Annotated in this window: 17 protein-coding genes; 12 read left to right on the forward strand and 5 right to left on the reverse strand. The window is 34.9% G+C overall.

What is annotated here, in order from left to right; translation table 11 throughout:
• The first annotated feature begins 112 nt into the window (after positions 1-112).
• Positions 113-1,615: a malate:quinone oxidoreductase gene (locus LUA90_RS08245; protein WP_231459112.1), complete on the forward strand. Its 1,503-nt coding sequence runs from the start codon at positions 113-115 to the stop codon at positions 1,613-1,615.
• Between the two features lie 147 nt (positions 1,616-1,762).
• On the opposite strand, the gene ytxJ is transcribed toward LUA90_RS08245, so the two are convergent.
• From ytxJ to ribH, 3 genes are all read right to left on the reverse strand, one after another.
• Positions 1,763-2,095 (reverse strand): bacillithiol system redox-active protein YtxJ, encoded by a 333-nt coding sequence (gene ytxJ, locus LUA90_RS08250; RefSeq protein WP_231459113.1) that lies wholly within the window; start codon positions 2,093-2,095, stop codon positions 1,763-1,765.
• An 83-nt stretch (positions 2,096-2,178) separates the two neighbouring features.
• Complete coding sequence (locus LUA90_RS19475; RefSeq protein ID WP_255713363.1) at positions 2,179-2,301, reverse strand: hypothetical protein; 123 nt, start codon at positions 2,299-2,301, stop codon at positions 2,179-2,181.
• Between the two features lie 40 nt (positions 2,302-2,341).
• Positions 2,342-2,833: a 6,7-dimethyl-8-ribityllumazine synthase gene (gene ribH / locus LUA90_RS08255; RefSeq protein WP_231459114.1), complete on the reverse strand. Its 492-nt coding sequence runs from the start codon at positions 2,831-2,833 to the stop codon at positions 2,342-2,344.
• A 229-nt stretch (positions 2,834-3,062) separates the two neighbouring features.
• On the opposite strand from ribH, the gene LUA90_RS08260 reads away from it, so the two are divergent.
• A complete protein-coding gene (locus tag LUA90_RS08260; protein ID WP_231490703.1) occupies positions 3,063-9,461 on the forward strand; it encodes an alpha-2-macroglobulin in 6,399 nt (2,132 codons plus the stop codon).
• On the opposite strand, the gene LUA90_RS08265 is transcribed toward LUA90_RS08260, so the two are convergent.
• Together LUA90_RS08265 and LUA90_RS08270 are read right to left on the reverse strand one after the other, a co-directional pair.
• Positions 9,462-10,133, reverse strand: coding sequence for a LytTR family DNA-binding domain-containing protein (locus LUA90_RS08265; RefSeq protein ID WP_231459116.1), 672 nt, complete (start codon positions 10,131-10,133; stop codon positions 9,462-9,464).
• Between the two features lie 466 nt (positions 10,134-10,599).
• Complete coding sequence (locus tag LUA90_RS08270) at positions 10,600-12,105, reverse strand: sensor histidine kinase (protein ID WP_231459118.1); 1,506 nt, start codon at positions 12,103-12,105, stop codon at positions 10,600-10,602.
• Between the two features lie 205 nt (positions 12,106-12,310).
• Here LUA90_RS08270 and LUA90_RS08275 point away from each other — a divergent pair, with 205 nt between their 5' ends.
• The 10 genes from LUA90_RS08275 (at position 12,311) to LUA90_RS08320 (ending at position 25,687) form a co-directional block, all read left to right on the forward strand.
• The gene (locus LUA90_RS08275) at positions 12,311-12,658 is read left to right on the forward strand and encodes a Spx/MgsR family RNA polymerase-binding regulatory protein (protein WP_231459120.1); all 348 of its coding nucleotides are present in this window, start codon (positions 12,311-12,313) and stop codon (positions 12,656-12,658) included.
• 68 nt (positions 12,659-12,726) lie between these two features.
• Positions 12,727-13,476 carry a carboxypeptidase-like regulatory domain-containing protein gene (locus tag LUA90_RS08280; protein ID WP_231459121.1) on the forward strand — a complete coding sequence of 250 codons (750 nt, stop codon included), beginning with the start codon at positions 12,727-12,729 and terminating at the stop codon, positions 13,474-13,476.
• A 96-nt stretch (positions 13,477-13,572) separates the two neighbouring features.
• The gene (locus LUA90_RS08285; protein WP_231459123.1) at positions 13,573-15,558 is read left to right on the forward strand and encodes a M1 family metallopeptidase; all 1,986 of its coding nucleotides are present in this window, start codon (positions 13,573-13,575) and stop codon (positions 15,556-15,558) included.
• A gap of 311 nt (positions 15,559-15,869) precedes the next feature.
• On the forward strand, positions 15,870-16,280 hold the full coding sequence (locus tag LUA90_RS08290) for a RidA family protein (RefSeq protein WP_231459124.1): 411 nt from the start codon (positions 15,870-15,872) through the stop codon (positions 16,278-16,280).
• Between the two features lie 9 nt (positions 16,281-16,289).
• Positions 16,290-16,895 carry a trans-aconitate 2-methyltransferase gene (locus LUA90_RS08295; RefSeq protein ID WP_231459125.1) on the forward strand — a complete coding sequence of 202 codons (606 nt, stop codon included), beginning with the start codon at positions 16,290-16,292 and terminating at the stop codon, positions 16,893-16,895.
• A gap of 29 nt (positions 16,896-16,924) precedes the next feature.
• Positions 16,925-17,149 (forward strand): VF530 family DNA-binding protein, encoded by a 225-nt coding sequence (locus LUA90_RS08300; RefSeq protein ID WP_231459127.1) that lies wholly within the window; start codon positions 16,925-16,927, stop codon positions 17,147-17,149.
• 81 nt (positions 17,150-17,230) lie between these two features.
• A complete protein-coding gene (locus LUA90_RS08305; RefSeq protein WP_231459128.1) occupies positions 17,231-17,404 on the forward strand; it encodes a hypothetical protein in 174 nt (57 codons plus the stop codon).
• A gap of 157 nt (positions 17,405-17,561) precedes the next feature.
• Positions 17,562-20,375, forward strand: coding sequence for a TonB-dependent receptor (locus LUA90_RS08310; RefSeq protein ID WP_231490704.1), 2,814 nt, complete (start codon positions 17,562-17,564; stop codon positions 20,373-20,375).
• Between the two features lie 597 nt (positions 20,376-20,972).
• Complete coding sequence (locus LUA90_RS08315) at positions 20,973-23,963, forward strand: TonB-dependent receptor (protein WP_231490705.1); 2,991 nt, start codon at positions 20,973-20,975, stop codon at positions 23,961-23,963.
• Between the two features lie 11 nt (positions 23,964-23,974).
• A complete protein-coding gene (locus LUA90_RS08320) occupies positions 23,975-25,687 on the forward strand; it encodes a RagB/SusD family nutrient uptake outer membrane protein (RefSeq protein ID WP_231459131.1) in 1,713 nt (570 codons plus the stop codon).
• Positions 25,688-25,781: the final 94 nt, after the last annotated feature.

Raw genomic sequence — 25,781 nt, forward strand, 5'->3', positions numbered from 1 at the left:
ATTGAGCTCAATTTAGATAATAATACATTTTTCAGCAATTTTTTAGTTTTCATATGCGAAAATTCGTTTCATGCTTAAAATGATTTTAAATTTGCAACTCCTTTGATATAAGATGACAAAAAAGAAAAAGACAGTTGGTAAAACTGACGCAGATGTAATACTAATTGGCGCCGGAATAATGAGCGCAACCTTAGGCGTTTTATTAAAAGAATTAGAACCAAACCTAAGTATAGAAATTTACGAACGCCTTGATATTGCTGCAGCAGAAAGTTCTGATGCCTGGAATAATGCAGGTACTGGTCACTCTGCTTTTTGCGAATTAAACTACACGCCCGAAAAAAAAGACGGAACTGTTGAAACTAAAAAAGCGGTTCAAATTGCAGAGCATTTTGAAGTTTCTAAGCAGTTTTGGGCCTATTTAATTGAAAAGGGCCTTATCTCAAACCCAGAAAACTTTATCAAGAAAATTCCTCACATTAGCTTTGTTTGGGGTAAAAAGAATACCGAATATTTAAAGAAACGCTTCGATGCGCTAACCAAATACAATTTGTTTAGCGGTATGGAGTATACTGAAGATGCAGAGCAAATTAAAACCTGGGCACCATTAATTATTGATGGTCGCAAAAAAGGAGATAAGGTTGCCGCAACAAAAATGGATTTGGGAACGGATGTTAACTTCGGCTCGTTAACTAGAGATATGTTTAATTATTTAAAAGCACAGCCAAATGTTAGCCTCTATTTTAATCATGAAATCCGTGATTTAAAAAAGGATAAAGATGGAAACTGGATAATTAAAGTTAAAGATTTAGAGAGTGGAGATAAACGTAAACGCGTTGGTAAATTTGTATTTATTGGTGCGGGCGGCGGCTCACTTCCTTTATTAGAAAAATCTGATATTCCTGAAGGTAAAGGATTTGGTGGTTTTCCGGTTAGCGGACAATGGCTAAAATGTACCAATGAAGAAATTATTGCACAACACCATGCAAAGGTTTATGGGAAGGCTTCTGTTGGTGCACCACCAATGTCTGTACCGCATTTGGATACCAGAATGATAAATGGTAAACAAGCTTTATTATTTGGGCCGTATGCAGGTTTTTCTACTAAATTTTTAAAGAATGGTTCGTTTTTGGATTTACCAAAATCTATAAAATTTAACAACATTCGTCCGATGATTTCTGCTGGGCTACACAATATTGATTTAACGAAATATTTAATCGAACAAGTAAGGCAATCGCCAGAAGATAGGTTAAATGCTTTAAAAGAATATTTGCCAAAAGCAGAATTAAAAGATTGGGAATTAGAATATGCCGGTCAGCGTGTGCAGGTTATAAAAAAGGATGAAAAGCAAGGCGGAATATTAGAGTTTGGAACTGAAGTAGTAAGTGCTGCTGATGGATCTATCGCGGCGCTACTTGGTGCATCTCCCGGTGCTTCAACAGCTGTTTCAATTATGTTTGATTTATTAAGCCGTTGTTTTAAAGAGGATTTACAAACGGCAGAATGGCAAGCGAAAATTAAAGAAATAATTCCTACTTACGGGAAAGCTTTGGCTGATGATACGGAGCTTTGCAAATCAACCCGAAGCAGAACATCAAAAATTTTAAAAATAGAATAAAGAAAGCCACAGATTCGCAGATTTTTTAATATTAATCTGTAAATCTGTGACTTATTTTGGGTAAAAAAAACGATTACGTTCAAAATATCAAAGCCACAGATTCGCAGATTTTTTAATATTGACCTGTAAATCTGTGGCCATAATATTTTATGCTGCAATTACTTCAGCAACTTCTTCGGCAGAAATATCACTATGTGAAGCCTCTAAAACGCAATCGCCGTTTTTAATTAATAATATTTGTGGAGATTGATGCGTTACCTCAAAAATCTCAGCAATTTTATTAGAGATTTCTCTGTAAGCAATTAAATCTAAAAAGTACAATTTTGTATCAGCAGGAATAACATCCCAATCTAACTCAAAATTCTTTCTTGCCATCATGCTGATAGAACAGCGTGTACTGTGTTTGAAAATTAGACTAAAGCCTTCCGCACTTTTAATCTCATCAAGCTGTTCTATTGATGTTAAATTAACCCAAGCCATAATTTTTATTTAATTTTTTTATAGAGATAACACTTACAGTATGTTAATGTTCTGTAAGTAGCTTAAATGAAAATAGATATGTATTAATTTCTTCTGCGTTTACCTTCTGGATAAGAGCTATAAGCCGGGCAAAGTTTTGATGAACAAGACTCTAAAATGGTTATGGTGCAAAACACCGCCAATAAAAGGATGGCTATTTTTTTCATTTCGATAGTTAAGCTTTAAGTATCTAAGTTACTAATATTTTTAAATGTTTGCAGAAAAATCGGCCATTTTAATTGCTGTAATTGCGGCTTCATCACCTTTGTTGCCATGTTTACCACCGGCTCTATCTTGTGCCTGCTCCAAATTGTTTGTGGTTAAAACTCCAAAAATAACTGGTTTGCTATACTTAATACCAACATTAGTACAGCCTTGTGCTACTGCATCGCAAATAAAATCGAAGTGTTTAGTATCGCCCTGAATTACACAACCCAGGCAAATTACAGCATCCAAATCTGATTTTTTGCTTAACAAAATATCTGCAGCTCCGGTAAGTTCAAAACTTCCTGGTACTGGTAAGGAGATTATATTTTCTTCCTTAACACCGTTAGCTAAAAGGGTTTTAAGTGCACCGTTGTACAAAGCACCAGTAATTTCTGCGTTCCATTCGGCTACAACAATACCAAATTTATATTTTGCTCCACTCGGAACCGTTGTGTGAGAAAAATCAGAAAGATTTTTTAATTGACTTGACATGTGGCAAAGATACTGCTAAGCATGGAATGTTGAAAGAGCGTAATGTTTAAATGTTGTAAGTTTAATTTACAATTTTTTAAAACACGGTAAATGTTATTTATATGTTAATTGTATCTATAATCTAATTTATGATGTTTAAAAATATTTAGTTTCGTAATATGCATCTTAAAGTTTAAATAATTTTATGGAATCTGCTTTAGGTTACCATCTTATGTTTAAATACTGCACTATGAAAAAAACGCTCCACTCTTTATTTATTCTTCTTATATTTTCTCTTTTTTCTAATGTCGCTTTTGCTCAGCATAAGGATAAATACTATCATGATAATTTTAAATCCATAGATTCTTTAGCAATTATTGGAAAACCTAAAGATGCAGTTTCGATAATTGATAAAGTAAATAAAAGTGCCAGAGCACAGCGTAACACCGCTATGTTGATTAGGGCAACCATATATCGAATGTTATTTCAGGGCTATCTTAAAGAAGAAGCTATTTCTATAATTAATGCAGAGCTTAGGGAAGACATCGCTTCTGCAAAGCAACCAGAAAAAAGCATTCTTCAATCTTTACTTGCAGAAAGTTATTGGAGGTATTATGAGCAAAATCGATATAATATTATAAAACGCACTAATGTTGAGGCAAACGTAGGTAGTGATATTAAAACTTGGCCGATTGGAAAATTAATTGATGAAACGCTTAAAAATTACATGGCATCTGTATCTGAGGTTAAGATTTTGCAGGATACAAAAATTGATAGTTTAACAGCTTTGATGGTTGGAGACAGCTCAAGCAGATATTTACGACCAACCCTGTACGATGTGTTGGCACATAGAGCTTTGGATGTTCTAGTTAATACTCAAATTGAATTAACGAAGAATGATACATCAATCGATTTTAATAGTGCAAAATGGTTTGAAAAATATAATTCATTTTTAAATATTGAGATTTCAAATACAGATTCTACTTCGTTTTCTTCAAAGGCGCTGTCGATTTTTAAGAATCTACTTAGTTTTCATATTAAGCACCAAAATATTAGTGCGTTTGCCGATGTAGATGTTAAACGATTAAATTATATCTATTCAAGAAGTACGCTTGAGAATAAACTAAAGCTTTATAGTTCAGCTATTGATGAACTTGCCAACTACGCTAAATCAACAGATATTTATGGGGATGTTCTTTTTGAAAAAGCATCAAAAATGTATGATAATCGTAATCAACAAAATATAAAACAGCGACCTGATTTAAAGGAATTGGTTAAGATTGGAAATGATGTAATCCAGTTATATCCAAATAGTTTAGGTGCTAAAAACTTTGAAAAGCTAATTAATGATATTAAAGACAAGTCGTTAAATATTAGCGTACAACAGCTTTTCATTCCTGAAAAACCTGTGCAGTTATTTTTTAGCTACAAAAATGTAGAAGCCATATCAATTCAGCTTTATAAGGTTAGTCATAATCATAGAAATATTAATCTAGGAAGCCAAACTGATTACGAAAAATTTTCAGCCTCTAATAATGTGTTTAAAGAATGGATAGTTAATACACCTGAGAATGACGATTACTTGGGCCATACTTTAATTGATAAGCTCGATGGTTTAGCAAAAGGCTATTATGTAATCATTGCAAAAACTGTAGATAGTAATGCAATGCATAGTTTTATGCCATTTCAGGTAACCGATTTAGCCGTTACTGACCGCATTTCTGGTTTAATAAATCATGAATATTTTGTTTCGAACAGTTCTACTGGTGAAGCCACTGCCAATGCAATTATTAATGAAGAGAATCATGAATATGAAAAGGGTAAATACAGTTATAAGTATAAAGGAAGCTTGCGTACAGACAAGAATGGATTTGCAGAAAGCACACTAAATACATCTGTAAGCCGTATTGAGGTAATTAATGGAGCTGATTCTGTAACTGTCGATGTCGGTTCAAGAGCCTATAAGTATATGGATACAAAAAGGAGAGTTACTTTATTTACAGATAGACCTATTTACAGACCAGGGCAAACCGTTTTTTACAAAGGAATTTACTTTGAATTTGAAGATGATAAAAATCAACTTTTAAAGGAAGTTGATATCAGCATTAACTTTAATGATGTAAATGGCAAATCGCTAGAAAAAACATCAAAAATTACAAATGAATTTGGTACGTTTCAAGGTTCTTTCACAATTCCGTTAGGGAAATTAAACGGAAGAATGAATATAAGTACCAATTATGGCAGTATTGAGGTACAGGTAGAAGAATACAAAAGACCAAATTTTGAGGTTGTATTTGAACCTTTGAACCAAAAATATAAATTAAATGATTCTATTCGGTTAGAAGGAAAGGCAATTAGTTTTAGTGGCTATTCTGTTGGCGGCGCTAAAGTTAAATATGTTATTACCCGAAATATTCTTTCGGCCAATGATAGAATTAACGGCTATAATCCTAGCAAACAAATAGCAATAGGCAATACGCAAACAAGAGGCGATGGGTTATTTAATATCCAGTTTTTGGCTGCTGCCGAAAATAATAGTGATAGTTATTCTTACCAAATCATGGTTGACGTCACAGATTTGAATGGTGAAACACGCTCAAAATCGCAAACGCTTAATGTTGGCAAAACCGATGTGCTTTTAAATGTTTCTATCCCAAATGAGATTTTTCCAGCCGATTTAAAGGACAGCATTCCATTTGAAATTACGAATATAAATAGAACACCGATTAAGGGACAAGTTACTGCCGAATGGTATAAACTCCAATATCCGGGCAGAATTGTATATCAAAATACCTTAGGTAAAGCAGAAAATTACAGTTTATCTAAATCAGATTTTATAAAGTATTTTCCGTTTGATGAATATGAAAACGATGGAAATCCTGAGCGTTGGAGTGTAGAAAAATTAAGTTTTATTCAGAATGAAAAAGTAGAACGCGGCTTAGGAAATTTAAAAATAGATGGCAACAATTTAACCTCAGGCTATTACAAGGTTAAGTTTAAAGCTATAAATAGCAGTTTGGACTCTGTTATTGTAGAAAAAGTTGTACGTGTATATAAAAATTCGAGCGAGAAAATTTTACTAGCAAAGGAATGGCTTATTGCAGAAAAAAACACAATTGCTCCGCAAGAATCGGCAGTTTTTAGGCTTGCCAGTGTTTTGCAAAATACCCGGGCATATTACGAAGTTTACTATAAAGATTTAATTGTGAAAAAGGCATGGTTAAAGCTTAGCAATAAGCAAACTATAATCAATATTAAACCTGAACCTCAATTTATTGATGGTTTTGCAGTTCAATTTACCTTAATTGAAAATGGAAGGATTTCGCAATCTATGCAAGTAGTTAACATAGTTGATGCCGCCAAAGAAATCGATGTGAAATTTTTAAGCTTTAGAGATAAACTTCAGCCAGGCGAAACTGATACATGGAAGTTAAAAATCGCCAATAAAAAGGGCGAAGAGCAAATGGCTGAAATGGTTGTTTCGCTATACGATGCATCGCTGGATGATCTTAAAGCAATGAATTGGAATAAAATATCAACGCCAAAATATAATTACAACAATTACAATTGGAATTACAACCAAAATTATATCCAATATGCTAATCAAATTTGGTTTAGCGGTAATTATCATAGCTATTATAACATCACGGGAAGAAATTATGAATATTTGAATTTATATGGATTTTCATTTAATCAACACAGTTATAAAAACAACTATACGCTTTACCTAAAAAAAATAGAAGCTAATAAGAGAACGCATGTTAACGAAGCGGTAAAAAAGAAGCTTGCCTCATTAAAAGAAACAGGTTTGATTTATGGGATAGTTACAGATGATGAAGGATATGGTGTTGGCGGTGTTGTTATCAAAACTAAAACTAAAAATACAAAAACTGATGAGTACGGAATTTACAGTATTGCAGCTAAGCCTGGTGAAGAAATTGCAGCACTATTTATTGGTTATGATATTGAAACCGCAAAAGTTTCTACTGACAAAAGAATAAATTTTAAATTAAAATATGATAAAAAAGGGCTTAATGAAGTTGTTGTAGTTGGTTATGGAACACAAGCAAAAAAAGAAGTTACTGGTGCTGTAGCAAATGTAAGGAATGAATCTAGCGACCTAGTAAGGACTGTTCGAGTAAGAGGAACAAACACGGTTATGTATGATCAGGAAGGTATTCCAGGGGCTGAAAAACTAATGGAGGCAATTGCAGTTGATGATTACAAAGTTTACGATTTCGTTAGTATAGAAGGTTATGATCCGAAAACGGATACCTACATTATCAATGGTAAACCAGTAAAAAAGGCGAAGGTAGTTCCACGAACAAATTTTACTGAAACGGCATTTTTCTACCCTCAATTAAAAACTGATGAAGCCGGGGAAATTAATATTGAATTTACGATACCTCAATCCTTAACACGATTTAAAATGTTAGGGTTTGCGCATACCAAAGATTTTAAAACAACTACCATAACAAAAGAGCTTGTTACGCAAAAACAGCTTTCTATATCTGCAAATGCGCCTCGTTTTTTTCGCGAGGGCGATACTATTTTGTTTAGTACAAAACTCAATAATTTATCTGCAAATGCAATTGGTGGTTTAGCTATGTTAGAGTTAAGAGATGCAATTTCGGGTAAAGTTATTTCAATCTTCGAGAAAAAAAATTCTAATCAACAGCAATTTCAATTAGAAAATAGTGGTAATCAATCTTTAAAATGGTCATTGATTATTCCTTCAGGTGTTGGTGCAATTACTTATAAATTAACTGCTCAATCAGAAAATTATTCGGATGGCGAAGAAATGACCATTCCGGTATTGCCAAACTCGATAATGGTTATGGAGAGTATGCCAATAAATGTTAGGGGAGGCATTAGTAAAACTTTCACTATGGATAACCTGTTGCAATTTGCTAAATCAAAAACAATTAAAAACCATGCACTAATTTTTGAGTTTACCTCAAATCCAGTTTGGTATGCGGTACAAGCTTTGCCTTACTTAATGGAATATCCTTATGAATGTGCGGAACAAACTTTTAGCAGATTTTACGCTAATAGTTTCGCAACGGGTATCATCAATTCATCACCAAAAATTAAAGAAGTATTTCAATCGTGGCAGCAAACCAACAATGGTGAAGCATTGCTTTCTAATCTGGAGAAAAATCCTGAATTAAAATCGATTATGCTCGAGGAAACTCCATGGGTAAGAGCCGCAAATGATGAAACGGAAAGGAAAAAAAGATTGGCTATACTTTTCGATTTAAACAGAATGCGCTATGAACTAAATGCAAACTTTGATAAGCTAGAGAATATGCAGTTTAGTAATGGCGCTTTTCCGTGGTTTGCTGGCATGCGAGAAGATAGGTACATCACACAGCATATTGTTATGGGCTTGGCTCAATTAAAGCAACTCAAATTAGTTGATGATAAAAGCTTTCCAAAATTAAATCAGATGTTAACTAAATCTATCTCCTATCTTGATGAGCAATTAACTTCAGATTATCATAGTTATTTAAAAGATAAAAAAGGCGCAACTTATTTACCAATTCATTACTTATTTGCGAGAAGCTATGCAATTCAACCCAATACCAATCCTGAATTTGTAATGGCACACAAGTTTTACTTAACAAAAATAATTAACGATTGGAAATATTTAGAGCCATACCAATTGGCACAATCAGCGTTAATATTAGAGCGTAGTGGCAACCACGCCGAAGCTTTGAAAATTATTAATTTGTTAAAACAGACTGCACAGCAAAGCGATGAAATGGGGATGTATTGGGCAAAGAATCAAAATGGCTGGTGGTGGTATCAAAGTCCGGTAGAAACACAAGCTTTACTTATTGAAGCATTTGATGAAGTTGCTAAAGATTCAAAATCGGTAGAAGAAATGAAAATTTGGCTACTTAAAAATAAACAAACTAACGATTGGAAAACAACCAAAGCGACTGTTGCGGCAACTTATGCTTTATTATTTAGAGGTTATAACTTACTAAATGAAACTGCTGAGCCAGAAATTTTAATCGGAGGAAAAACGATTACAGACTTAGGAATTCCTGTGCCTATAAAAGAGGCAGGAACAGGTTATGAAAAAATAACCATAAAAGGGGCTGATGTTAAACCTGAAATGGCAAAAGTGCAAATCAAAAATAATAATAAAAGTATTGCATGGGGTGCTTATTATTGGCAATATTTTGAGCAGTTAGATAAGATTAAATCTGCCAGTACCGGAGTAAAAATTAATAAAGAATTGTTTTTACAAAAGCGTACAGATAAGGGTGATTTGCTAACACCTTTAACAGCTTCCAACGTTCTATCTACGGGAGATTTGGTTAAGGTAAGAATAGAAATTCGTTGCGATCGGGATATGGAATATATTCATTTGAAAGATATGCGTTCTTCAGGTTTTGAGCCTGTAAACGTAGTTTCTCAATATAAATATCAGGATGGTTTAGGTTATTACGAAAGCACTAAAGATGCATCAACTAATTTTTTTATTAGCTATTTAAGAAAGGGAACATACGTTTTTGAATATGCTTTGAGGGTTACGCATTCTGGAAATTTTTCTAACGGAATTACCACTTTACAAAGTATGTATGCTCCAGAATTTACAACACATTCTGCCGGTATAAGAGTTAACGTGAAGCCGTAATTACACCAACTGAATGTTGCCATAGGTTGCGCCAATCGGTATTGATTTTTCACCTATCCAAATTTGATTTTTATCGAATTTGGATACTTTATCTTTTGAAATGATAAAAGCCCGGTGACAGCGAATAAAGTTTTTTGGCAGTAAATCGGCTAAATCGTTTATGGTAATTCTTGAGCTGATAAGTTTATCTCTTAGCTGAATTTGTGTATAATTACCAGAAGCTTCGATGTATAGGATATCACTTAAAGCTACCTTAATCTGCTCGTAACCATCTTTCACAAATATGTATTCTGGTTTTTCTTCGGCTTTATTGTTACGAAGGTTAAACAGCTCATGAGCTTTATTGCAGGCTTTTAAAAATCTCGATAGCGAAAAGGGTTTTAATAAATAATCAACCGCATCGAGTTCAAAACTTTGCACTGCATGCTCCGTATAAGCAGTTGTAAATACTACCATTGGCGGATTGCTCAGGCTTTTCAGAAAATCAATTCCGCTAATATCGGGCATTTTGATATCCAGAAAAATTAAATCTACCCTGTTATGCTGCAAATATGTAATCGCTTCAAAAGCATTAGTAAAAACGGCACTAAGCTCAACAAATGGCACTTTCGAAGCATGCGAGCGGATTATATCAAGCGCTATTGGTTCATCATCTATTGCAATGGCAATCATTTTTAAAGATACTATTAGATTTAATTTTTTTAAACTTCTATCCCCTTAAATTATTTTTTGAAGCACAAAGTCTTGTAATTCTTGGCAATTCTGTCCCGCCAATACTACAATCTTTTGGTTAATGTTTTCGCTGTAAATAATTAGTGCTCCCAAAAGTATTTTCGTTTTTGTCGGGGCTATTTAACAAAGTTATTAGCGCTTTTGTAATTGTAGCACCTAGCTTAATTTTATAAATCTGCAACACCAACCTCTGTCCATTTCGACTGAAGTGGAGAAATCTTCACTCAATTTTAAAACCTCAGCACATTAAATTTTTTAAGCACGTAGCGAAAACATTAATAGTTTTACCAGCCTGAGTAAGTTAAACCCGACAATAGCGAGCACGGAGTGTAACGGAGTAAAGCAAATGGCGGGGCTTTCGTCCGCCATTTACACTACCATACATTTTCAAAAAAAATGATAGATCTTAATCTAGCTGCAAGGTTAAATGCACAAAAAACTCTTTTGCACTTTCGCGAATAATTAACTCATGTTTCCCGTGGTAAAGCAGGGTTAACCTTTGTTTTACGTTTTCCAGGCCGATGCCACTTTTAAGTTTTTCCGGGTCGGTATCGGCCTTGTGGTAAATGCTATTGTTAACATCGAAAAATAAAGTGCGCTCTTTAGTTTGCAGCGTAATTTTTATATGAGAGGGTTGTTGTAAACTTATACCATGTTTAAAGGCGTTCTCTACAAAAGGAATTAAAAGCATGGGTGTAATTTCCAGATTATTCAACTGTTCGTCGATATGAGTTTCAATTCTAATATCAGCAGAGCGAGAAGTTCGAAGTTTTTGCAAATCGATATAATTGTTTAAATATTCAACTTCGCGGGTTAATGAAATTTTATCCTGCATGTTTTCGTGCAACATAAAACGCATCATATCTCCAAGTTTTTGAATGCCTTCGCCGGTTCTATCGGCATTTTCTTGTAATGCGGTTCCGTAAAGGGTATTTAGTGCATTAAATAAAAAATGTGGGTTAATTTGCGATTGCAGGAAACTCAGGTTGGCATTAGATTTACCCAATTTTGTACGGAGGCTTGCCACCTCACTTTGTGTAGAAGTTCTTTGTTTGTAAACAAACCACGATAGCGGTACGGTTACAATAAGTTGTGTTGACAAATGGAATATGAATACTATAAAAAACATTTCTGCCCGCATAATAAAAATGGTTGAAATTAAGCCGAGCGGAACGGCTAATAATATAGAAATGAAGAATACCTGCCAAAAGTAAACCTTAAATTTTTTGCCTTGCTCAAAGTTTTGTGGCAGTAATTTGTAAATGGAATATATAAATATGCCTATGGTGGAGAAGATGACAAGGCTCCAGCAAATGCTAATTTCTATTCCGGCTCTTGTTGTTATCCAAAGTAACAGCCCAACAAACCAAAATGCTAATCCGAAACCTACATCTAATTTAACTTGCGTTCGCTCATCGGCATCGCGGTATTTATTTTCTCTGATGTAAAGTATAAACTCCTTTACTAATCCATACGCTGCAATAATAACTATAGACCATAAACTGTATAAAAATCCTTCGTAAAATAGCCTATTGTACCCATCCTGCAATTCATTGTACTCTACCAGAATGTATGCTTTGGTATAGGTATTACAAATGCTTATCACTAAGCCACCAATCAGGAATAATCCGGCAAGGAAAAAGCTGTTTGCTAATATGTTATGTTTTTTAATGAAAGAAGGAATAATGCAAAAGTTTATGGCAAGAAAGTTTGCATACAGAACAGAAAACCTAAAAAGCTCGGGTATCAGGTAATTTGTGATGTGCGAATAGGTTAAGTTAGCGCCCCGAAAATAGTAGTAATTATGGTTGTGATCTCTGCTTCCTGCATTGGTGATAACTAGTATTACGATAAGGATGTAAAAGCAGGTGGAAATCCAAAATTCAATTTTGTGTAAATCTTTAATAGCCATGTTTTTGTTTTTGATGGAGCAATTTTAGCAACACCGCTGCAATATATTTTTAAAATGTGATGGATTAGCGAAAAAATGTGATGAACTAAAGTTGATTTCCGCTAGCCGCAGATTAAAAGAATATTTATCTTATACTTTCATTCAAATTCAATCATTCAATATTTGTTTAATCATCCTTACATTTGAGCATCAAATAAAAATAGACATGATAGTATACGGCATTCCAAATTGTAACACGGTTAAAAAATCTCTGGATTGGTTAAAGGAACATAAAATTGATTTCGAATTTCACGATTTTAAGAAAAAAGGCATTACAAAGGAAAAGCTAAACACCTGGTGTAACAATTTTGGATGGGAAACCGTGCTGAACAGGAAAGGTTTGACCTGGAAAAAATTACTAAAGGAAGAACAACAAGCAATTGATAATCAGGTAAAGGCAATAGATTATTTGGTAGAAAACACCAGTGCTATTAAACGCCCAATTATTGAGAAAGATGGCAAAGCCATTCTAATTTCTTTTGATGAAAACCTTTACGCTGAAACACTTAGTTAAAACCGTTGTTTTAATGTTAAAGATTGTTAAATAGGATTTTAACATTTAAAACTAATATATTTTTGGATATGTATAAGCTGATCATTTTTATTTTCCTTGCCCTTCCGTTTGCATCGTTTAGCCAAACTGTTAGTACCGGTACAATTTACGATTATTCTAAAAAATCATTAACAGTTCCGGGCGTTACCATTAGAAACTTAAATAACAAGAAAGTGGTTAGTGCCAACGCTGCCGGGAAATTTACAGTACCAGCCAAAGTTGGCGATTTGCTCGAATTTTCTTTTGTAGGTTATACAACAGATACACTTTACCTTACCAACTTATTGCCAAAAACCATTTATATGGTTGTGCGCTCAAATAACTTAAATGATGTAAACATTAATGGTGTAAAAATTAATAAAGAAGTTTTGTCGAAAGATCCAATGGCAGAAAAATACACTTTAATGGGTACTGGTGGTAATTTATACCGTAAAAAAATGACGGATAAGGTTGGTGGATTAAGTTTAAATCTTGGTCATGGTAAATACAAACGCCAGCAGCGATTAGAAGCCGAACTTGAACAAAAGGAGAGTTATAATGCAGAAATAGACCGAAACTTTACTGAAAAAACTATAAAAGAATTAACTAAACTGGATGGCGAAGAATTAAAAAACTTTATGATTATTTATCGCCCATCTACATTAAAAATTCAGGAACAAAGGCCTTTTAATTATCCATATTACATCGCTCAGGCTTATCAAGCTTGGTTAAAATTATCTCCGAAGGAAAAAAAACTACAAGATTTGCCAAACTTGAAGAAAGTAGATAACCAAATGTAGCATTCTGTGGTTTAGGATGTTGTAAAGTAACATTATAGGCACAAGAAAACATAATAACGCCGATTGCTTATATTTGCCGCCTATAAAAATTTCAACATGACTAAAAAACTGAATAAACTTATAACTTTAAGCTTATCATGTTGTGCATTTGCTTTTTCTGCATTTGCTCAACAAGCGCCCAAAACTACGCCTGCTGCAACAAATTATAGTCCGGCAGAGGCATTCGGACCACTGTTTTACACGCAAAACGGAAACGAATTTCGTTCTGCAATTGGTGTACCAGGGCCAAAATATTGGCAAAACAGAGTTGATTACAACATTACAGCCAGCCTTAACGAAGCAACCAGTACGGTAACGGGTAGTGTAACCATCACTTATAAAAACAACAGTCCCGATAAATTGCCATATCTGTGGTTACAATTAGATCAAAATACCTTTAAACAAACTTCCCGTGGTTATGCGGTAACGCCTGCAAGAAGTCGTTACGGTGCGCAAGGCGAAAGTTTTAATGGCGGTTACAAAATCGAAAACATCAGTGTTTCTCAAAAATCGGCAGCAGTAAAATTTACTTCTTTGGTAGAAGATACCCGTATGCAAATCCGTTTAGACCAACCTATGGCTGCAAATGGTGATTTAATTACGGTTAAAATGGATTACTCTTACGTTGTGCCTAAAGAAGGTTCAGACAGAACCGGGCATTTAACTACTCAAAATGGAGAAATTTTTGCAATCGCACAATGGTTTCCACGCATGTGTGTGTACGATGATGTAATTGGCTGGAATACATTGCCTTATTGGGGCGGTGGCGAGTTTTATTGCGAATATGGCGATATCACTTTTGCAATTACTGCACCGGCTAATCATATCGTAATGGGTTCTGGAGAGCTTTTAAATCCACAGGAAGTATTTACGGCAGAGCAATTAAAAAGATGGAACGCAGCAAAAGCGAGCGATAAAACTGTTCACATTCGTTCTGCTGAAGAAGTTAATGATCCTAAATCCCGCCCTGCGAAAGATAAGTTAACCTGGAAATTTAAAATCTTAAACGCCAGAGATGCTGCTTGGGCTTCGTCAAAAGCATTTGTTTTGGATGCCGCACGAATAAATTTTCCAAGCGGAAGAAAAGGATTGGCAGTTTCTGCACAACCTATCGAAAGCAATGGTAACGATAGCTATGGCAGAGGCGTAGAATACGTAAAATCTACCATAGAGCATTACTCTACAAAATGGTTCGAATATCCTTATCCAATGGCGGTAAATGTTGCGACCAACATTGGTGGTATGGAATATCCGGGCATTGTATTCTGTGGTTGGAAGGCTAAAAATGGCTCGGCATGGGGCGTAATCGATCACGAATTTGGCCATACCTGGTTCCCGATGATTGTTGGTTCAAATGAGCGTAAATACGGTTGGATGGATGAAGGTTTTAACACTTTCATCAATGGTATTTCTTCTAAAAACTTTAATAATGGCGAATATAAATCGCGTGTTACAGATATGAATAATATCGGTAAACGTGTTATTGGTAACCCGGTTTTGGAAAATATTATGCTTATGCCCGATGGAATGGCAGAACGTAACATTGGTGTAAACCTTTACAGCAAACCAGGTTGGGGTTTAGATATTTTAAGAGAGCAGATTTTAGGCGAAGATCGTTTTGATTATGCTTTCCGCCAGTACATTAAAAACTGGGCATACAAACACCCAACACCGTTCGACTTTTTTCGCTCAATGGAGAACGGTGCAGGCGAAGATTTAGCATGGTTCTGGAGAAGCTGGTTTTTAAATAACTGGAAAATGGACCAAGCCATAAGTGATGTTCAAGCAGTTAAAACTGATGGAAAAATAACAAGTTACAACATCAAAGTTGATAACCTTGAGAAAATGCCAATGCCTATTATCCTTCAGGTAAAAACTAAGAGCGGTAAAACCGATATAATAAAAGTTCCGGTTGATGTTTGGATGAAAAACACAAGCTGGTTAGTTCGCTATCCAACAACCGAAGAGGTAGTTTCGGTAATTTTAGACCCTAACAAAGTATTGCCAGATTCAAATCCGGATAACAACAGTTGGACAAACTAAACTACACTTTACATGCATTATATAAACGCTCTGAATTTTCAGGGCGTTTTTTTTTTGGAAATGTACGGTAAAGTAATGCTTCGGTTAATTCAGTCCCGCTGTACACTTTAGTCCCGATGAAAAATCGGGAGCTGCCGTTTCCATCGGGTTTACGATTAATGGTTTTGTTACTGCAAAAACAAAACACTCAAAAAAAACATTTTTTTCAAAAATTTTTGCTCAATTAGCGCTAAAAACTCTTTTAATATATTATTGCAAATTGCTAACACTGAAGGAAATTATAAATAATAGTTTTACCAGAAATAACTGAAATGAAAAATAAAGTTTTAGAAATTAGTAATCCGGAAGGCATTTATGATCCGTGTCCGCATGGTTATGCTCACGTTGCCACTGTATCAGCAAAAGATTTATTAGTATTTATTGCCGGGCAGGGTGGAAGCAGAATGGATGGGGTTTTAAGTACCGATTTCAGAACACAGGTAAAAATAGTTTTCGAGAATATAAATATCGCTTTAGCGAGTAAAGGCATGGGCTTTAAAAATATCGCAAAGCTTACTACTTTAGTTGTAGATTACGATGAGGAGAAACATCAGGTACTTATTGAAGAATCAAATTTAATATGGCCCGATTTGGAGTTTCCAGTAAATACATTAATTCCTGTTCAGAGATTAGCCTTAAGCGGCATGTTAATCGAAATTGATGCTACGGCAGTTGCTTTTTAAATAAAAATTATGGAAGGGAACCGGCAGAACGTGTTTGAAGTTTACAATAAAATTGGTGAGTGGTTCGCTGACAACCGGCCAACAAATTTAATCGAGAAAAAATACCTCGATAAACTAATATCCATTATCCCGGTAAGTGGAACTGTTTTAGATATTGGCTGCGGTACGGGAATTCCATTATTAAAATATTTTAAAGATTCTGGTTTCCAGGTAACCGGAGTGGATGCCAGTAAAAAGATGCTCAGCATTGCTAAAGAGAATTTCGAGGATGTCGAATTTATTCTTGCAGACATGCGAAAACTTAAACTCGAAAGAAAGTTTAATGCAATAATTGCCTGGCATAGTTTCTTTCATTTGCCTTTAGAAGAGCAGCCTGAAACACTTGATGTTTTTAAGAAGCATTTGCTTCCCGGTGGTGTTTTATTGTTTACCTCAGGTTCAAAAAATGGAGAATCGTGGGGATTAAACGGTGGTGAAAATTTATTTCATGCTTCTTTAGCCACTAAAGAATACCAATCGATTTTAAATAAACATCAATTTAAAATAATTGAACATAAAACTGATGATCCGGATTGCGGCGGTGCAACCGTTTGGATGGCGCAATATAATCCTTAATAAATCATAATTTGAATTAACTTTGCCTCATGGCAGAGCAGAAAAACAATCCCTTGCATGGTTTAACCTTAGAAAAAATTGTTACCGATTTACAAGTGCATTATGGCTGGGAACGGTTGGGTGGGCTCATTAAAATAGATTGTTTTAATAGCGATCCTTCCATAAAATCGAGTTTAAAGTTTCTCCGCAAAATGCCTTGGGCCCGAAAAAAGGTTGAAGATTTATATTTGGATACTTTTCATAAAAGTAGATAGTATATTCATCCATTCTTCATTTTGTATTTAGAGATTTATTAAACAATTAATAAGGTTTTATTAATCTTAAATCATAAGAAAATGAAAGCAATTAAAATTTTAATGATCGCCCTGATAGCAGCTTTTACTGTTAATGCCGTTAATGCACAAACTACTACAGCTGTTAAAGCTAAAACTGAAAAAGCTCAGGAAAAAAAATCCCATAAAAAACATCATCACAAACAAAAAGCCAAAGCGGTTGCATCAAAAATGTAAAATCTAAAATGTGTTTATATAAAAACCTCGGCCTGAAACCGAGGTTTTTTTGTTTTGTGTTAAAATGATTGTCACGTTTTAATATTTTTTGTGTCTTATACTTGAAAACGGATTAAAACCATCTATTTCAACCAAACAAGAAAACTTAAAATTTAGTATGAAGAACTATTTACTACTAATCCTGTGTGTAATATCTACGAAAGCCTTCGCACAACAATCTGCTACCCTAACCGGTAAAATTTTAGAAGAAAAAACAGCTCAACCTATAGAATATGCTGGTATTGTGCTTACAAGTAAAAAAGATTCAACTATAAAAATTGGTGCTGTTTCGAACGCAACAGGAGAATTTATTCTTAAAGATGTTGCTAATGGCGATTATAAATTCAAAATAACGGTAGTAGGTTTTAATCCTGTCGAAAAAAATATAGCGGTAAATGGCAAGCCATTAAATCTTGGCGTTTTTAAGCTGAAAGAAGATGCCATTATGCTCAAAGATGTTTCGGTAAATGGTAGAATTGCAACGGCAACCATAAAAAAAGATACTGTAGAATTTAATGCAGATGCCTATAAAACACAACCTAATGCTGCGGTAGAAGATTTGCTGAAAAAATTGCCAGGTGTTACAATTGATAAGGATGGAAGTATTTTAGTGCAGGGGCAAAAAGTTAACAGGCTTACCGTTGATGGAAAAGACTTTTTTGGAACAGAACCAAAAACTGCCACCAAGAATTTGCCTGCAGATGTGATTGCCAAAGTTCAATTAATTGATAGTAAAACTTTAGAAGCAAAAGCCACAGGCATTGATGATGGACAGCGGGAAAAGGTATTAAATTTAACCATCAAGGAAGATAAAAAGAATGGCTGGTTTGGTAATGCAAATTTATCAGGCGGTACTACAGATAGATACAGCGGATACCTGAGTGCAAATCATTTTACCAAAAAGATGCAGTTTGCTTTGTTAGGTATGAGCAATAACATTAGTAACTCAAGTTTTCAATATGAAGATTTAAATAGCTTTACCGGTGGAAATATCGGGAATATTTTTGCGCCACCTGGCGGAGGTGGTTTTTCTATCAATGTAAATAATGGGCGTACAACAATTGGTGGCTCAGGCGTGTTTGATAACAGCGCCATAGGCGAAGTAACCACACATAGCGGAGGTTTAAATTACAGCAATAGCTGGGGCAAAAAAGATAAGTTAACCTTAAGCAGTAGCTATTTTACTTATTTTAGTAAGGGTTTAGGTTACCGATTTTCGAACGTACAGGACATTAACCAGGATGACGTTTTAAGAACCGATGAAGTTTCAAACCGAAATTCGGACAACCAGGCACACCGTTTTAACTTTAAGGTAGAATTTCATCCCGATTCTTTAACAGATATTGCATTACGCTCTAATGCGATTTTGAATTACACCAGCAACATCAATAACCGAACGTTTAATTCTACTTTTGATTTGGCCGGAAAAACCAATCAAGGTAACCAATACCTAAATCAGGAAAATGCTACGCCGTCTGTATTCGGTGAATTTTCTTTAACCAGAAGACTAAAAAAAGGTTCGGTAATTTTAGGCTTAAACGGAACGCAAAATACTTTTAATGCTGATTGGTTAAACAAATCTTTAATAAATAATTATCGTGGAAACCTTATAGATGTTACCGATATAAATCAACAGGCAGAACAAGAAAACAAATCTAAAAATTATGGTTTCGCAATAAATTATATTCGCCCGCTTTTTAATAAAAAGTGGAGTGGAAACATCGCATACTTGCAAAATAATAGTGCCGTAGAAGCGCAACAAACCACCCTTAGTTATAACCCGCTTACCAACACATACGATACGGTTGTGCCTGATTTCTCCAACACTTTGAATAATAAAACATGGTTGCAGAGTGCCCGTGTTGGTTTGATTTATAACCGCACACAATGGACTTATAACCTGGGCTTAGGTTTTCAGGAAACCGGGCTCGATGCATCTACCTATAGCAGCACAGGTTTAAATACAAATAACATCGAAAGAAGATATTACAATATTTTGCCACGATTAAACATCAGTTTCAGAAACCCTGCTAAACACACTTTGCAATTAAATTATAATGCAAATGTGAATCTGCCATCGGTTAACGATTTACAGCCGGTACAAAATAATAGTAATCCATTGTATCAACGTGTTGGTAATCCAAATTTGGAGGCTCGTAAAAGTCATCGCATGTCGGTAAATTTTAACACATTTAGTGCCGATAACAATAAATACTGGAATGGATATTTCCTTGTAAATTATGCTTTGGATGATATTGGCAACAGTATTAATTATGTAGAAGGTGTTCAATATGTGCAACCTGTTAATGTTGATGGTAACTATTATATGAATGCAGGTACTTTTTTTGGGCAACCGACCAAGCTTAAAGGTTTAAGAATGGGTTACGGGTTAAACCTATCGTTTTCGCACAACTCATCCTTCATCAACAGTGAAAAAAATGTAACAGATAGATATAATTTCGGGCCAAATGCCAACATGAGTTATGATGTAGCAGATAAATTAAATGCAGGAATTTATTTTGGCGTTCAGTATAGTAAGGTAAACAATTCGCAACCAAGTGCGCTCGACAATAAATTTATTAGTTTTTACAGTAGCACCAGTCTGAGCTATGAATTTATTAAGAATACAAGGTTTAATGCAGAGCTTAACCACAATGGTACAGCCGGAAGAGCAGATGGATTTAACAATAATATTTTCCTTTTAAATGCCGGGATGGAGCAATATTTTATGCAGCGCAGAATTACTTTAGCGTTAAAAGGCTTTGATATACTAAATCAAAATACCAATATAGATAGAACTGTTAATGGTAGCAGGATAGAAGATATTCGTTTTAATAGTATAACCCGATACTTTTATGTTTCCTTAAATTACAAGATTACCAAAGTTGGTTCTAAAAGCGAAAGAAGCAACCCGAGAAGTACAGTAAATTAATGGTAGATAGCCTGTCGGAAATTGGGGTTTAATAAATTTTAAACCTCAATTTATCGTAACTATTAATTAGTGTTCAAATCAGCTTATTAAAAGGCTTTATTATAAATGCTGATTTCAAGTAAATTGAACACGCTAAAAAAAACTACGATTTTTCAAGAATTGTACCTGCTACAACAAATTTTAACGCAAACGATTGTTAGAAGTCGGTTTTTAATTTGGTTGACATCCCATAAAGGCAGAATGGATAGAAATATATGCTTGATAATAAGCTAAAATCACTTATTAATATCCTTAAACAAGCTATAAAATCTGTTAACTAACAGAAAACACTTCATTCTAAATAATTTCTTACAGATAAGCTTTAAAATTTCTTTAAAGGCTTGTGTTTGAGCAAACGTTTGCGTTGAGTTTGTAAGTTTTTTAATGCTTTAATCGTATAATTTTGAGTTAATCAGGATGTAAAATCTCCTCGATTAGCAAACAGATAAGTTTAATTCTAACTAACTAACAAATCTACTTTATTATGCTGTAATGTGTCCAAACCATTAGTTCCCATTCTTAAACAAACAAACTAACCATTTTAACCAAATTTCTGTAATGAAAAAGTTATCACTATTATTTTTTCTATGTGCTTTTGCTATATTAGTCAAGGCACAAAATCTACCCATAACCGGTACAGTTGTGGATGTTGAAGGCAAATCTATTCCCAGTGCCTCTGTAAAAGTTAAGGGCACCACTCGGGTTTCTTCAGCCAATGCTTCAGGCGCTTTTACCATAGAAGCTAAAACAGGCGATGTTTTAATCATCAGCTATGTAGGCTATACTTCAAAGGAAATTACAGTTTCCAAACAATCTTTAGGAAATATTACATTGGCAGAATCTACTGAATCATTAAATGAAGTTGTTGTGGTAGGTTACGGTGTTCAAAAAAGAGAAAGTTTAACAGGTGCCTTAAGTACCATTAAAGGTAGTGCATTACAAAATGTTACTTCACCAAATGTACAAAACCTTCTTGCCGGTAAAGCCCCGGGCTTATTTGTTGCCCCAGGTTCAGGCAGACCAGGTTCTACGGGTGCAGTTATCATTCGTGGTCAGGCTACTTTAGGTGGAACAACCAGCCCGCTTTGGGTTATCGATGGTGTAATTATTGGCTCAAGTCCTGGTGATTTAAATCCGGAAGATATTGAAAATCTAACCGTATTAAAAGATGCTGCATCTACTGCAATTTATGGTTCGCAAGGTGCAAATGGTGTAATCATCGTAACTACTAAAAGAGCAAAATCTGGTCAAATGACTATTGATGTATCTTCAAGGCTAGGTGTTACACAGCTTACTAATGGAAATCTACAAGTAATGAATGGTGCAGAATTATATGATTACTTTGCTTCATTTGCAAATGCAAACACAATTAGTTTCCCTAGGTGGAAACCGGATTTGCGTAACAGTAATTTCGATTGGTGGGATTTAGCTACTAAAGAAGGTTTTAATCAAACCCATAATGTTACTATTCAAGGTGGAACAGAAAAATTACAATCGTTACTATCTGTTGGTTTTTATGATGAATCAGGGGCTATAAGAGGTTATGATTATGAGCGTTACAATTTTAGGTTTAATACTGTTTACAAACCTTATAACTGGCTTACCATTAAACCATCGTTAGTTGGTGCTCGCCGTGGTGTAACCGATAAACAATATTCTGTAACTTCTATATATTCAAATTTACCATGGGATAGCCCTTATGATGCGAATGGAAATTTAGTTCCTCATCGTTCAAGTACCTGGGTAAACAGTGTTTCTACAAATTATCTTTATGATTTACAATGGAATAAAGGAGCGAACACAAATTATGAACTGATGGGTAATTTGGATTTCGACATCAAAATAACCGATAAGTTGACTTTTTCATCTGTTAATAACTATAGATTTAATACCTATTCTGCAAGTAGCTACACAGATCCACGCTCAAATGGTGGCTTAAGTGTAAACGGACGTATTACCGAATATAGGGATGAATATACCCGTCGTTACACTAACCAGCTTTTAACATATATTAATTCGTGGGGTAAGCACAGTTTAAATTCTGTAGCAGGTTACGAGTTTAATGATTATAGAAGTAAATCTTTAGATGTTTACGGAACAGGTTTAATTCCAGGTTTTGAGGTGCTGGATGTAGTATCTAAACCAGAAAGAACCAAAGGAGGAATAAGCGAATGGGCAGTACAATCTTTACTTTTTAAAAGTAGTTATTCATTTGATGATAAATACCTGGCACAATTATCGTTGCGTAGAGATGGTGCGTCTAACTTTGGAAAAAAATATGGTAACTTCTTTTCTGTTGGTGCCGGTTGGAATATTCACCGCGAAGATTGGTTTAAAGTTAAAAACATCGATAATTTAAAATTGCGTGCCGCTTTTGGTACAGTGGGTAACCGCCCAAGTTCTTTATATCCGCAGTTTGATTTATATGCTGTAAATCCTGCTGCGAGTTATAATGGTATTCCGGGCCTTTTAATTAGCCAACTTGGAAACGAAAATCTTACCTGGGAAGAAACTTATACAAGTGGCGTAGGTTTAGATGCTGCTGCGTTTAATAACAGACTTAGGTTAAACGTAGATTATTACATCAAAAACACCAATAATATCCTTTATAATGTACCAATTTCTGGTTTAACAGGCGTAACAAGACTTTATCAAAATGTTGGTAAAATGAGAAACCAAGGTATAGAGATAGCTTTAGGCGGTGATATTATTCGTACAAACGATTTAACCTGGAGTTTGGATATGAATTTAGGTCACAATGTGAATAAACTTACTGATATCTATAAAACCCGTAATTTGGATGGCAGCTACACAGCTAAACCAATCATTGTTGACGATGGTTTAGGCATCGCCGGTTCTGCAACACGTATACTTCAGGTTGGTTTGCCGGTAGATACTTATTATATGCCGGAATGGGCTGGGGTTAACCCTGATAATGGTTTGCCGCAATGGTATAGAGTAACCAGAGATGCAAATGGCAATGAAACCGAAAGGACAAAAACGTCTACTTATGCGCAAGCTACTCAAGAGAAGCTTTCGAAAGCGTCGCCAGATTTCTTTGGTGGTATTACAACATCATTAACCTATAAAAAATTTGATTTAAATGCTGTATTTGGATATTCGATAGGTGGAGAAATTTACAATTATTCACGTCAGGAATATGATGCTGATGGAGCCTACACGGATAGAAATCAAATGAAACTTATTGATGGCTGGAACAGATGGCAAAAACCTGGCGATATTGCTACCCATCCTGTTGCCAAATACAATAATCAGGATAGAGGGAACTCAATGTCGTCACGTTACTTAGAAAGCAGCGACTTTTTCAGAATGCGTTCTTTGGCGGTGGGCTATCGTTTTAATTTGACGAAATATAAAGTACGTAATTTAAGGGTGTTTTTATCTGGAGAGAACTTATTTGTTTTAACCAAATATTCGGGTGTAGACCCAGAATTACCTGCTAACGATGGTGCCGTTTTATTTTCTACCGGGCCATCTGTGTATCCTATGTCAAGAAAATTTATGTTCGGGTTTAATGCTTCATTCTAAATAATATAAAAATGAAAAAGATATTAATTGTCATTTTTGCTGCAATTGCACTATCATCTTGTAAGGTTGATAGAGAACCCTACGGTTCCTTGCAATCTGAAAAAATAAATCAAAATCCAGAGGAATCTATAGATGGATTGCTTAATGGAGTATATGCACAGCTTAAAGCATGGTCAGATCCTATGCATCGCTTAGGCGAATATGCCGGAGATAATATGATGATCAGAGGTTCTTCTACAGATCCATTCTTCGAATTTATCTCTTTTGCCAGAACACCAAATAATGCAAGATTAACCACCTTTTGGGATAGTGGTTATAAGGCAGTGGCGCAGGCTTCAAACATAATTAACTTAATTCCGCAAGGGAAAAACGCCACACTTGATAGTAAGTTGGGCGAGTGCTATTATGTTAGAGGAATGATGTATTTCTATTTGGTGCGTGCTTACGGACGTCCATACTACCAAAATCCGGAAACTAACTTAGGTGTGCCTATTGTTAACGGAACACCAAAAGACGTTATCAATTTAAATTTACCAGATAGAGCAACTGTTAAAGCTACTTATGAGCAGGCTATTGCTGATTTGAAAAAGGCAGAGGAATTGATAACGATTAACAAAGGACCTGATTTTGCATCTAAAGGCGCAGCGCAAGCTATGCTTTCCAGAATTTATCTGTATATGAGTGGTACCTATGAAAACCCTAATCAAACAAATGCTCAGTTGGCGGTAGATTATGCGAACAAAGTTATCGCTAACACCTCTAATTATGGTTTGTTGCCACGAGATCAGTTTATGAAATATAATACTTTAATACCTGAGAATAATAGAGAAACTATTTTCGCTATTAAACGTGTTGCTTCAGAGTTTTCTGGTTCTGATCATTATTATGGTATTGGTGGTATGTATGCTAACATTGGCGGACAAGGTTGGGGTGAAATGTATGCAAGTGCAAAATATATCAGTTTATTAAACGAAACGGGTAGAAATGACTGGCGACCAGATAAATATAAAATGGTTGATGCAAGGGCCGCATTTATCGAGCCGACTTATTCAAAAAATTCTGCAGGTGCTTACACAGAGGTATTTAGATTTATTAAAGACGATGCAGGTAATGTTGTAAACTATGTACAAGCAACTGTAACCAGAAATGGAGGTACAATTACCTGTACCGAAGGTACAGATGTTTACACACTAACACCGGTAAATGCAGCGCAGGAAATTTATACCATTAACTATAAAAATGGTAAAACCTATACGGGTGTTATTGATTACTTTATAACATTAAACCGTGTTTATCCTCAATTTTATATTGTTAAAGATTCTCGTGAAGGCGAAGATTCACATTTACATTCTCCGGTAATTAGCCGTTTAGGTGAGGTGTATTTAAACAGAGCGGAAGCTTATGCCAAATTACAAAGATTTTCAGAAGCGCTTAGTGATTTGAATACGATAAGAACACGTTCTATTGTTAATGGTGGCTACGCTACTTTAAATGCATCAAACGCTGGTGATTTAATTGATAAAGAAAGACAGTTGGAACTTGCTTACCAGGCAGAACGTAGTTTCGATGTGTTCCGCAATGGAAAGGCGCTTAGCCGTCAATATCCTGGACCTCAAAATCAAAATGTTAATATTGCAGCTACAGATTTTAGAGTGGTTTATTACATCCCGCAAAGTGCTATTAACTCATACCCGGGTAAATTAACGCAAAACCCAACTCAATAATAGCGTTTATTAATTCTTTTAAATTATTTTGATAAGGCTGTACTATTTATTTGGTACAGCCTTTTTATTTGCCAAATAAATTATTTAAAATGTT

The sequence above is a fragment of the Pedobacter sp. Leaf170 genome (assembly GCF_920984665.1).
Taxonomy (GTDB): domain Bacteria; phylum Bacteroidota; class Bacteroidia; order Sphingobacteriales; family Sphingobacteriaceae; genus Pedobacter.